The sequence below is a fragment of the Caulobacter sp. 73W genome (assembly GCF_041021955.1).
In the GTDB taxonomy this organism is placed as follows: domain Bacteria; phylum Pseudomonadota; class Alphaproteobacteria; order Caulobacterales; family Caulobacteraceae; genus Caulobacter.
The window spans coordinates 3338057-3350246 of sequence record NZ_CP158375.1; the positions used below are offsets into that span (position 1 = coordinate 3338057).

General features: G+C 68.5%; 8 protein-coding genes. 4 read left to right on the forward strand and 4 right to left on the reverse strand.

Translation table 11 applies throughout. From position 1 onward, the window contains the following. The first annotated feature begins 308 nt into the window (after positions 1-308). Entirely contained in the window at positions 309-1406 is a 1098-nt protein-coding gene (locus ABOZ73_RS15930; protein ID WP_369059102.1) for a GAF domain-containing protein, read from the forward strand. Positions 1407-1487: 81 nt separating this feature from the next. On the opposite strand, the gene ABOZ73_RS15935 is transcribed toward ABOZ73_RS15930, so the two are convergent. After that, entirely contained in the window at positions 1488-2351 is an 864-nt protein-coding gene (locus ABOZ73_RS15935) for an alpha/beta fold hydrolase (RefSeq protein WP_369059103.1), read from the reverse strand. 264 nt (positions 2352-2615) lie between these two features. Between ABOZ73_RS15935 and ABOZ73_RS15940 the strand changes: the two genes are divergently transcribed. Then, positions 2616-4751: a hypothetical protein gene (locus tag ABOZ73_RS15940; protein ID WP_369059104.1), complete on the forward strand. Its 2136-nt coding sequence runs from the start codon at positions 2616-2618 to the stop codon at positions 4749-4751. A 132-nt stretch (positions 4752-4883) separates the two neighbouring features. On the opposite strand, the gene katG is transcribed toward ABOZ73_RS15940, so the two are convergent. Beyond that, entirely contained in the window at positions 4884-7103 is a 2220-nt protein-coding gene (katG, locus tag ABOZ73_RS15945; RefSeq protein WP_369059105.1) for a catalase/peroxidase HPI, read from the reverse strand. Between the two features lie 202 nt (positions 7104-7305). Here katG and ABOZ73_RS15950 point away from each other — a divergent pair, with 202 nt between their 5' ends. Further along, positions 7306-10563: a hypothetical protein gene (locus tag ABOZ73_RS15950; protein ID WP_369059106.1), complete on the forward strand. Its 3258-nt coding sequence runs from the start codon at positions 7306-7308 to the stop codon at positions 10561-10563. A gap of 6 nt (positions 10564-10569) precedes the next feature. Here the strand turns inward: ABOZ73_RS15950 and ABOZ73_RS15955 are convergent, their stop codons facing one another. Both ABOZ73_RS15955 and ABOZ73_RS15960 read right to left on the reverse strand, forming a co-directional pair. Beyond that, positions 10570-10824, reverse strand: coding sequence for a hypothetical protein (locus ABOZ73_RS15955; RefSeq protein WP_369059107.1), 255 nt, complete (start codon positions 10822-10824; stop codon positions 10570-10572). Between the two features lie 178 nt (positions 10825-11002). Continuing rightward, positions 11003-11500 (reverse strand): 3D domain-containing protein, encoded by a 498-nt coding sequence (locus tag ABOZ73_RS15960; RefSeq protein ID WP_369059108.1) that lies wholly within the window; start codon positions 11498-11500, stop codon positions 11003-11005. Positions 11501-11591: 91 nt separating this feature from the next. Here ABOZ73_RS15960 and ABOZ73_RS15965 point away from each other — a divergent pair, with 91 nt between their 5' ends. Beyond that, entirely contained in the window at positions 11592-12179 is a 588-nt protein-coding gene (locus ABOZ73_RS15965; protein WP_369059109.1) for a glutathione S-transferase family protein, read from the forward strand. The last annotated feature ends 11 nt before the right edge of the window (positions 12180-12190 follow it).

Genomic DNA, 12190 nt, shown 5'->3' on the forward strand with positions numbered 1-12190 from the left:
GTCCCGGCGGCGCGGACCGGCGCGCGGACGCGTCCGGTCCCGTCGCTCGACGAGCCCGCGATGCGCCCGGCAAGGCCGGGTTCACGCCAGTGAAGGCCGGGCCCGCGTCCTCGCGCGCCTGGCCGCTGAACTCCATCGACTGTGGCGAGGAGCGCCGCGGGGGAATGGCCTCGATGGCCGGCGGCGGGATCTAAGTAGCAAATCTATCAAATTCATCAATACTAATATTTTGCAAAAACCCCTCGCCACTTGCTAGGGATGGATGTCGCGAACGCCCGCCGAAGCGGGCGAGGAGCCAGAAAGGCCAGATGGACAAGGACATTTTGACCACGGCCGAGGCCGCCAGGATCCTCGGGGTGTCGACGCGAACGGCGCAGCTGCTGATCGAGGGTGGCTCGGTGCCGTCGTGGAAGACCCCGGGCGGACATCGTCGGGTCTACCGCGCCGACGTCGAGGGCCTGATCGACCTGCCGGTGGCCGCCGCCGCGCCGCCGTCGGTCCGCGTCGTCGTGGCCGCCTCCAAGCAGAGCGCGCCGCTTTATCGCGAGCTGGCCGACGGTCTCGCCGAGGGCGAGATCCTCGTGTTCGAGGATCCGCTCCTGGCCGAACGCGCCGTCCGCGCCGCGCCGACCCGCCTGCTGGTCCTCGATGTCGACGGCGCCGATCCGACGCGGCTCGACCAACTGCATCGCCTGGCGGCCGACGCCTCGGTCGCCGAGGTCCTGGCCGTGGGGAAAGCCTCGGCGGGCGATCCGCCGCCCGCGCGCTTGCTCGGGACGCCCGCCGAAGCCTTGGAGGCCGTCAGGGCCACGTTGGCCAAGGGCGCCGCCGCGCCCGCCGCGGCGCCGTTCCCGCTCGCCCTCAACGAGGCCCAGAGGCTGGTGGCCCTGGAGCGCACCGGCCTCCTAGACACGCCGCCCGAGGAGGCCTTCGACCGCCTAACCTGGCTGGCCGCGCGGGCGCTGGATGCGCCCATCTCGCTCGTCACCCTGCTCACCCCGGCGCGCCAGTGGTTCAAGTCGCGCCTTGGGCTGGAGATGGCCGAGACGCCGCGAAGCTGGGCCTTTTGCAACTACACCTTGATGCGCAAGGACGTGTTCTCGGTGGAGGACCTCTCGACCGACCCGCGCTTCGCCGATAATCCGGCTGTGGCCGCCGACGACGGTTTTCGCTTCTACGCCGGCGCGCCGATCCTCGACGAGGACGGCTACCCCGTGGGCTCCTTGTGCGTCATCGACCGCAAGCCGCGCGTCCTCACCGCCGACCAGTCGCGGGCGCTGATGGAACTGGCGCGGATGGGCTCCACCGAGGTGCGCCTTCGCGGCGCGCAAAAGCGCCTGCGCCAGGCGGTCGGACGCGGCGACGCCAAGCTTCCGCCCATGGCTCCGCCGCCGCGCCGCGGATAGGCGGGCGGCGTCGGACGGTCGAGATCGAGCCGTTGTCCACGACCGCCTTCGCGCCGTGAATTGATTAGACGGGCGTCGTGCTCAAGGCTCGCCGTCGATGTCGGCCATGAACCGATCGAGCAGGGCGTTGAACTTCCCCGAGGCGCTCCAGTGCGCCGCGTGGCCGGCCCCAGCGAGCCTGAAACACTGGCCGCGCCAGAGATTTCCCCACGACACGCCGTCGAGATAATCCAGCCGGATCAGCGGATCTTGCGCGCCGTTGACGACCGCGATGGGGACCTTGGCGTTCTCCACCACGCGTCTTTGGTCATGGCCGTCTCCCCGACGCGCGGCCTCGAAGAGCGTCGGCCGGAAGCGACGGTCGGCGCGCGCGATGGCCCGTCCAAGGAAAGCCTCCGGCGGGGCACCGAACATCGTCTCCGCGAAGACCTCGACCTCCTCGACGGACAGGACGGCCTTGGCTGGCAGGCCTGCGGCGGGGGAGGTGACGAAGCCCTCGGCGAAGCCGCCGGGGCGCACGGGCGGGGTTCCGGTGAGCACGAGGCCCCGAAGTCCGTCGAACCGCGCCAGCATCTCGATGGCGACATGGCCGCCAAGCGACCAGCCCACGATGACCGCCCGCTCGAGCCCAAGCGCGTCCAGCGCCTCCAGGAGACACTCGGCCAGTCCGGAGCGGTTGTAGGTGCGCACGGGGTCGAACGCATCGCCGGACGCGCCGTGGCCGGGCAGGTCCAGGCGCACCATCCGCCGCCCTTTCAGGAGGGGGCTCGCCAGCTGCCTGTCGAAGACCTGGCGGCACGACGAGTTTCCGTGGAGCATGACGATGGGCGTTCCGTCGCCGGCGATATCATCGACCGCCAGCGCGGCATGCGTCGTGCGAACGAACCGCAGGCTGTCCGGTCGGTTGGCGGCGGGCGTCGATTGGACGGTCTTCGGCGTTGGCATGGCGGATCCTCCAGAAGATCGCACGCCGCCCTTTCGCGCCATCCGCATGGCGGTCCGATCAAGCAGCTGAACTATGCCGGGGCGATGTCGCTTGGGTTTCCTAAGATAGGGGTTCGGTTTCAGACGTAATGCCGGGGGCTTTTCCGGCGGTTGAAGGTCCGCGGCCGCTTTGAGACCGCTGTCGCGGGACTGACAAAGCAGGCCGGCGTGCATCTCGTCGCCTCCACACGCATTTGATGAGCTTCAGTATTGTGGGAGGCCGTAATGACGACCGTGATCACCGCCGACTACCGCCTGCCCGCGGGAGAGGTCGTCTCCACCGTCAACGAGACGACGTTCGTCATTCAGAGCAGCAGTCCCGTCGACAGTCCGGCCGTGACCATAGAGGGCCGGATCGACGCCCGGTTCTCGACGGCGGGTTCGGCCTCGCAGCAGCAGGCGATCATGACGCTGGGCTCGGCATGGTCCTCCAAGCCGCTGACCATCGCTTCGAGCGGCGTGGTGAGCGTGAACGCCACCAATGACGCCCCGGTCAGCTTTCTTTACGGGTATCCGGGCTCCCCCAGCTTCATCAACCGTGGACGCGTCGAGGTCTTCGCCGCGGGCGATGGCGCGGGGATTTCGACCGGAGCCGCCTTCAACACGCTTCTCGACAACGCCGGCTTTCTTGGCGTGACCTCGCAGGGTGGAGCCGTCGGCATGCGCCTGCTGGGCGGCGGGGAGATCGTGAACAGCGGACAGATCCGCGTGCTCAGCGACAGTCTTTACGCCATCGGTCTCGACGTCTCCGGCATCGCGGCCAGTTTCCTGAACACGGGCGAAATCCGCGTCGAGAGCAATGATGACCAGGTCCTGTCGGTGGGCGTGTTGTGGAAGGCTCCGTTCTACTCAGACGACGTCTGGATCAACCGAGGGCTCATCCGCGCCGACGCGGCCCTGCAGGTCCTCGCCGACGGTCCGGTGGCGGTGATCCCGCTCTTCACAAACCTCGGCACGCTGGACGGGGAGGTGAGCTTCATTGGCGGTCAGGGCCAGCGTTTTGCCAACAGCGGCGCTGTCTGGGGCCAGGTGCAACTGGGCGGCGGCGAGGACATCTACGACGCGGCCCCGGCCGCTGGCGGATTGCCGGCGGGCGGAATGGTCAGCGGTGCGGTGTTCGGCGGCGCGGGCGACGACATCCTGACCGGCGCGGGCATGGACGATCGCCTGTATGGCGGCGACGGAAACGACCGCATCGACGGCGGCGGGCAGTCCGACTTCCTCGAGGGTGGGGCGGGCGACGACATCCTCGACGGCGGCGCCGACCGCGACACCGTGAGCTACGCTGACGCGCCGCGGGGCGTTACCGTCGATCTTCTGGCCGGACGAGCCAGCGGTCACGGCCTCGACCAGCTTTCCGGGTTCGAGAACGTGCTTGGAAGCGCCTTCGCCGACGTGATCCTCGGCGCGGGCCTTGGCGAACAACTTCGCGGCGGCGATGGGGACGACGTTTTCGAGGGGCGGGCCGGCGATGATCTGATCGACGGCGGGGCCGGTGTCGACCTGGCCGCCTACAGTGGGCGCTTCCAGGACTATCGACTGACCGATGTCGATCTCACCGTCGGCACGATCTCCGTCCGCGACCTGCGGGCGGGCGGCGAGGGGACGGACACACTGGTCGCGATCGAGACCCTCAAATTTCAGGATCGAACCGCCTCCATCGCCGCGCCTTCCCTCGAGGCTCCGGTGACGATCGCCTATACGCAAATCCTGGAACGCCCGAGCGTGGGGGTGAACGCCATCGCGATCAACGACCTGAACGCGCGTGTGACGGGCGGTGAGTTGAGCAGGGATCAGGCGATCGCGACGATCGTCGACCTCGCCGACGCCACCACTTCGGTGGCGACGCTTTCGTATCAGTTCTTCACCGGCCGTGTGCCCACCGCTGCGGGCCTCAACTACCTGGTTGCGCCAGATGGCCCCAATCCCAATAACCTCAACAGCGCCTACTACCAGACGTTCAACCTGGAGAACCGCTACATTAATTTCGCGGTGAACCTTGGTCGAGATGGCGAGGGCAAGGCGGCGTTCACGGCCGAGTATGGAGCGCTCACGCTCTTGGAGGCCACCCGCGCCGCCTATGCCGAGATTTTTGGAACGCAACCGGACGACACCCGCGTGGCGGCGATCCTCTCGGGAGGTCGCGACGCGTACTTCGCCACGTATGGCGGCGACGGCCTCGACGGCATCGGGACGAAGGCCGCCATGGCCGGGTGGCTTCTGGGCGAGGCGGCCAAGGCGGACACGGGGGTCTATGCCCTGGCGAATGAAGCCTTCTTGACCGACGTGGCCGACGCAGCGACCTACGGCGTCGATATCCTCGCCGTATATGGCTCCGGTGATGCGGGCCTCCTCGTCTGATCGACGCCGAGGATCGCCGGTGTTCGTCCTGAAGGTCGGATGGGAGCCGATACTTGGGGGCGTGAGCGCCCGGCCAGGAAAAAAGCCCGCCCCGGCGGGCGCCGGGGCGGGCTCTTCGGCATCGGCGGCTTATCAGTTGCCCTTGTAGCCCCGCTTCAGATCGAAGCGGTCGTTGTCCATGACCTTGGTCCACGCCGCCACGAAGTCGCGGACGAACTTCTCTTCGGCGTCGGCGGAGGCGTAGACCTCCGACAGCGCCCGCAACAGGGAGTTGGAGCCGAACACAAGATCGGTTCGCGTGGCCGTCCAGCGCTCCTCGCCGCTTTGGCGATCGGAGCCGACGAAGACCTCGTCGCCTCGGTCGTCGACTTCCTTCCACGCCGTCTTCATGTCGAGCAGGTTGACGAAGAAGTCGTTGGTCAGTTGGCCGGGACGCTTGGTGAGGACCCCGTGCTTGGATCCGCCATGGTTGGCGCCCAGCACGCGCAGGCCGCCGACCAGGACCGTCATCTGCGGGGCGGTGAGGCCCAGCAGTTGCGAGCGGTCGATCAGCAACTCCTCGGTCGCCACGTTGAAGCGAACCTGCAGGTAGTTGCGGAAGCCGTCGGCGCGCGGCTCGAGCACCGAAAAGCCCTCGACGTCGGTCTCGTCCTGGGTCGCGTCGGTTCGCCCGGGCGAGAAGGGGACCTCGACGACGTGGCCGCCGGCCCTGGCCGCCTGCTCGACGCCGAGCGCGCCGCCCAGGACGATCAGGTCGGCCATGGAGACGCCCTTGGCGAAGCCGGCCTTGATGTCCTCGTAGACCTTCAGGACCTTGGCCAGCTTGGCCGGCTCGTTGACGTCCCAGTCCTTTTGCGGGGCCAGGCGGATGCGCGCGCCGTTGGCTCCGCCGCGATGATCCGAGCCGCGATAGGTGGCGGCCGAGGCCCAGGCGGTGGAGACCAGCTCGGCCACGCTGAGGCCCGAGGCGGCGATCTTGTCCTTCAGCGCCTTGATGTCGGCCGCGTCGATGAGCGGGCCGGTCGGGGCGGGGATCGGGTCCTGCCAGATCAGGTCCTCGGCCGGGACTTCAGGACCCAGGTAGCGGACCTTGGGGCCCATGTCGCGGTGGCACAGCTTGAACCAGGCGCGGGCGAAGGCGTCGGCGAAGTAGGCCGGGTCGTCGCGGAACTTCTCGGAGATCTTGCGGAAGCCCGGGTCGATCTTCAGCGCCATGTCGGCCGTGGTCATCATGGTCGGCACGCGGCGGTCGGGGCTGTGCGCGCCCGGCGCCAGATCCTCGGCCTTCTGGTTGATCGGCTGCCACTGCTTGGCGCCCGCCGGGGAGCGGACGAGCTCGTACTCATAGTCGAGCAGCATGTGGAAGAAGGTGTTGTCCCACTTGGTCGGGGTCGGCGTCCACGCACCCTCGATGCCCGAGGTGATGGTGTGGTCGCCCATGCCGCTCTCGTGGCCCGACTGCCAGCCAAGGCCCTGCTGGGCGATGTCGGCGCCCTCGGGACTGGCCCCGACCTTGGAGGCGTCGCCGGCGCCGTGGGCCTTGCCGAAGGTGTGGCCGCCGGCGGTCAGGGCGACGGTCTCCTCGTCGGTCATGCCCATGCGGTGGAAGGTCTCGCGGATGTCGCGGGCCGACTTCAGGGCGTCCGGCACGCCGCCGGGGCCTTCGGGATTGACGTAGATGAGGCCCATCTGGATGGCGGCCAGGGGGCTTTCCAGCGCCTTGCCCTCCTCCTCGATGATGCGGGTCTTGTTGTCGGCGTGGCCGACCCACTGCTCCTCGGTGCCCCAGTAGACGTCCTGCTCGGGCTGCCAAACGTCGGCGCGGCCGCCGCCAAAGCCGAACACCGGGCCGCCCATGGACTCGATGGCGACATTGCCGGCCAGGATCATCAGGTCGGCCCAGCTGATCTTGGCGCCGTACTTCTGCTTGATCGGCCAAAGCAGGCGCCGGGCCTTGTCGAGGTTGCCGTTGTCCGGCCAGGAGTTCAGCGGGGCGAAGCGTTGCTGGCCCGAGCCGCTGCCGCCGCGACCGTCGCCGGTGCGATAGGTGCCGGCGCTGTGCCAGGCCATGCGGATGAAGAAGGGGCCGTAGTGGCCGTAGTCGGCCGGCCACCAGGGCTGGCTGTCGGTCATCAGCGCGGTCAGGTCGCGCTTGAGCGCCGCGTAGTCAAGCGTCTTGAAGGCTTCTGGATAGTTGAAGTCCTCGCCCATCGGATCGCCGGGCTTTAGGATCTCCAGCGACAGCTGGTTGGGCCACCAGTCGCGGTTGGTGCGGCCCAGGAGCTTGCGCAGGGCCTCCGGTTCTTTTCTCGGGTCGCTCAGCGGGCTGCCCAGGTTCGATGCGTCGTCCATTGTCACCTCCCTCGTCTCAACTCCCCCAAAGCGACCCTAGTCCCGCGCCATCGGCCCCGGCAAAACGAAAAACCCTATGGCCAAGCATGAGCCGCTCTATGGCGAGCAGCGGCCATCGGCCGCACCTATGAGTGGAGCTTGGCCGGCGAATCTGGCCTTTTGCCCGCTGAACAAGGGCTTCGCGCGAAAAGGGGAGGGGTTCATGGTTTCGCCGATCACCAAGTACTCCCTGGTCCAGCTGCAGAACCTGTCGGCGACCGAAGCCCAGACGCTGACCGCCACCGACATGAAGCTGCTGACCTCCTCGCAGCTTGGCGCCATCGGCGCGTCGGGCATCGGCGAGCTCACCGCCGCCCAGGTCGAGGCGCTGTCGGCCTCTCAGATCAAGGGGCTTAAGGCCGGCCAGATCCCGCTCCTGGGCGGGGCGGTGTCGTTCTCGCCAAGCCAGTTGGGCGTCTTCGCCTCCGACCAGATGCAGGCCCTGACCGCGACGCAGATCGCCGCCTTCGACGTGGCCGATCTTCGCGTCCTGACAGCCGCGCAGCTTTCGGCCCTGTCGGCCACCGGGATCAACACCCTGGATGACGCCCAGCTCGATGCGCTCAGCGCCCGCCAATTGGGCGGGCTGAGCACCACCGCCCTGTCGCGGCTGGACGCCACCCAGGTCGCGTCCCTCGACGCCACCCAGATCAAGGGCTTGAGCGTCAGCCAGCTTCGCGGCCTGAGCGAGGCCGATTTCGACGAGTTCAGCGCCGCCCAGGTCGGAGCCATGTCGGGCGCGCAGCTGGGCGCCCTGTCGGCGACCAATCTGAGCAGCCTGTCGGCCACGCAGATCCAGACCCTCGACGCAACGCAGATGCGCGGCCTGACCGCCACCCAGCTGAAGGGGCTGAACGCCGGCGACATGGCCGAGTTCGGCGCGGCCCAGATCGGCGCCCTGTCGGTCGCCCAGATAGGCGCGCTGAGCGCCGCCCAGCTGGCGGGACTGGCCGACACCCAACTTCACGCGCTCAGCGCCACACAGGCCGGCGGCATCTCGCCCAGCCAGTTGAAGGCGCTGGCCGCCACCGACATCGCCCGGCTGGGCGTCACCCAGATCGGCGGGCTGAAGGCTGGCCAGCTCAGCGCCCTGAGCGCCGAGGCGCTGGGGATGTTCGGCACGGCGCAGGTCCAGGCCCTGGCCGGCAGCCAGCTCTACGGCCTGAGCTCCACCGCCTTTTCGAGCCTGAACGAGACGCAAGTCGGGACCCTGACCGCGACCCAGGTGCGCGGACTGTCCGTCGGCCAGATCCGGGTGATGGACCCCGACGCGCTTGGCGATTTCAACGAGACCCAGATCGCGGCCCTGACCGCCAGCCAGCTCGGCGCGCTGTCGGCGACCAACCTGTCCAGCCTGACGGCGACGCAGGTCCAGAGCCTCAACGCCAGCCAGGTCCGCGGGCTGACGACCTCGCAGATCAAGGCGATGAGCAACGCCGATCTGGCGAGGTTCGGCGAGACGCAGATGCGCGCGCTCAGCCCCTCGCAGCTGACCGCGCTCAGCGCCGGGCAGCTGTCGTCGCTGGATGCGGCCCAGATCGGCGCGCTGGGCTCCCAGGTCCGCTCGATCACCGCCGGCCAGATGGCGGGACTGAGCCTGACCGACCTGCGCGAGTTCGACGTCACGCAGTTCCGTTCGCTGACCGCCGCGCAACTGACGGCCATGGGCGGCGCCAGCGCCCAGATCCTCGACGAGACGCGGCTGGCTTCCTTGTCCGCGGCGCAGCTTGGCGGCCTGTCGATGACCGCTCTGGACCAGCTGAGCGCGACCCAGATCGCCACGCTCAGCGCAACGCAGGTGCGTGGGCTGACCGTCAATCAGATCCGATCCCTGGACGCGACGGCGTTTGGCCATCTCACCGATGATCAGGTGGCGGCCCTGGGCGCGCCGCAGTTGGCCGCTCTGTCGGTCACCAATCTCAACAGTCTGGACGCCGCGCAGATCCAGTCCCTGGACGCGGCGCGCGTCAAGGGCCTGGGCCCCACGCAGCTGGCCGGCCTGTCGTCGACCTGGATCGCCGGGCTCGGGCGCGAGCAGGTCCAGGCCCTGACGGCGGCGCAGATCAAGGCTCTGACCGCCACCGCCATCAAGACCCTGAGCGCCGACCAGGTCGGATACCTGTCCGCGGCCCAGATCCAGGGCCTGGCCGCCTCGCAGCTTTCAGGGCTGGATCTGACCGGCATCCAGAAGTTCAGCGCCACCCAGTTGCGGGCCATGACGGGCGCGCAGTTGAGCGGCCTGTCGACCCTGTCGATCCTCGACGAGGCGACGCTGGACCGGCTGACGGCCAGCCAGCTGGCCGGGCTGAAGGCGACGCAGTTCAGCTCACTGACGTCCACCCAGGTCGCCTCGCTGGAGGCGTCCCAGCTTCGCGGCCTGTCGACCAGCCAGCTGCGTGGTCTCGACGCCACGGACCTCGCCGAGTTCGGCGCGGCGCAGATGGCCGGACTGACGCCCGCCCAGGTCGCCGGCCTGACCGGCGAGCAACTGACGCGGCTGTCGAGCACGCAGCTCGGCGCGCTGACCGCCGCCCAGATGCGGGCGCTGTCGGCCAACCAGCTCAAGGCCCTGACGCCCACCGACATCGCCCGCTTCGAGCCCGCGCAGCTGGCGAACCTCACCGCGGCTCAGCTTGGCGGCATGGGGCCGGAGGTGTTGTCGGCCCTCAACCAGACGCAGGTCGCGGCCCTGACGCCGGCTCAACTGAGAGGGCTGTCGGCCGCCGCCGTGGCCAATCTCAGCGACGACCAGGTGGGCTATCTGGGACTGGATCAGATCCGGGCGCTGACGCCCTCGCAGCTCAAGGCCCTGGGGGCGGAGGACTTCGCCGAGTTCACGCCGGCCCAGGTGGCGGCTTTCAGCGGCGCCCAGCTTGGCGCGCTGTCGACCACCAATATCAATAGCCTCAGCTCGACCCAGATCGCCGGGCTCGACGCGACCCAGACGCGCGGGCTGACGGCGACGCAGCTGGAAGCCTTGGCGCTGGTCAAGCTGAACGCCTTTGGCGCGACCCAGATCGGCGCCCTGACCCAGGTTCAGATCCGGGCCCTGTCGCCGACCGCCGTCTCAGGCCTTGGCGCGACCCAGGTGGCCCTGCTGTCGGCGACCCAGGTCCAGGCGCTCAGCGCGACCCAGCTTGGCGCCTTGTCCGCGACCGATTTCGCGGAGCTTCAGCCCAGCCAGGTGCTAGCCCTAACGCCGACCCAGATGGGCGGACTTGCCGAGGCGGTGATCGACGCCCTGTCCCTGGCCCAGATGCCGCTCTTCGCGCCGACCCAGATTTCCGGCCTGACGCCCACGCAGCTGGGCCGGCTGAGCGTCGCTCACATCGCCGCCCTGACCGACGACCAGGTCGCGGCCATGACCCCGGCGCAAATCCAGTCCCTGGACGAGGCTCGTCGCATGGCCCTGGTGGAGTAGGGCGGTTCAGGAAGCCGCGGCCGCCGTGCGGTGTCGCGGCTTCGCGGCGGAGGCGGCGGCTTGGCTAGTCGCCTTGGCCCGCGCCGCGAGCGCCGCGGGGGAGGCCTTCTTCTTGTGCTTCACGGGCAAGTCGAAGCGCGGTTTCGGGGGAAGGTTAGTCTGATACTCGGACTCGAAATGCGGCCCCGCCGCCAGGGCGGGCGAGCCGAAAGTCGCCGAAACAAGGCCGGCGACCATGAGAGACGTGACGATGGCGCGCATGTGAAACCTCAAAGGGATCGCACCGCCTAGCGTGGGCCAGTACTGGTGCAATTGCAATCGGAGGTCGCATTTTCCCAAGTGGTGTCTCGGGGGCATGCCTCGTGCGCAGTGGTGTGGATCCGGCGCGGTCGGCGGCGTCCCGGGCGCTCGCGCCGTTCCGCGTACGCGCGCCGCCATCTTACTTCGGCGGGCAGCCCTTGAACTGACCAACCTTGGAGACGCTAAGCCTGGACATGTTCAGCGGCATCATCGGGCTCATGGAGCCCCGGCCGGAGCCGGTGAACAGGTCGATCCGCTCGCCCTTGATCGCGCCGCCGACGTCGGAGGCGTACCAGTAGCCGTCGTGCATGCCGCCGTCGGGCATGGGCAGGCCGACGGTTTCCTTGATGAACAGGACGGTGCGGCGGGGGATCAGCTTGCTGTCGATGGCCGCGGTGCGCATGGCCACGACCTTGCAGCCCAGGCTGTCCAGCGCGCCGACGCCGCGCGCGCCCGCGTGATACAGCGTGGCTTTGAGCTTCATGTCGGCGATGCCCGGCGTGATCGCCGAGAGCGCGCCGATGATCAGTTCGCCCATGGGATCGGATCCCGTGGTCTGGGCGTTCTGTGCGTGAGCGGCCGAGGAAAATCCGGCCGCGACGGTGATGGCGGCCACAAGGCCAACAAGGCGACGCATGGGAGGTGGTCCTCTTTGGCGGCGTATCTGGTTGTGCGGGCCATTGCTTAGGCTATCAAAGCGGCTCCGGCAACCTCCTTGGAGTCGCACCATGTCCCTGCGCATCTATGGCGACAGCATCTCCGGCAACTGCCTCAAGGTTAAATGGGTCGCCGATTATCTAGGGATTCCATACGACTGGACCGAGACCAGCGTGGTGAACGCCGAGACCAGGACGCCTGAGTTCCTCAACTTGAATCCGGCCGGTCAGGTGCCCCTCGTTATTCTCGCGGACGGCCGCCCATTGGCTCAATCGAACGCGATCATCGGCTGGATGGCGAGGGATTCGGTCCTGATTCCCGCCGATCCGTACGACCACGCCCGGATGATGGAGTGGATGTTCTGGGAACAATACAGCCACGAGCCCTACGTCGCCGTGGCGCGCTTCCAGATGCATTACCTGGGCAAGACCCGCGAGGAGATCGGCGAGCGCGTCTATGCGCGCGGCGCCGCCGCGCTCCAGCGCATGGACGACGCCCTGCAAGATGGCGGCTTCCTGGTCGGCGGGGCGGTCAGTCTCGCGGATGTCGCGTTGGTCGCCTATACCCGCGTCGCCCATGAGGGCGGGTTCGACCTGTCCGACTATCCCGCCGTCAAAACCTGGGTGGCGCGTGTCGACGCCGCCCTGGGCATCGCCTGAACCTTTCGGAG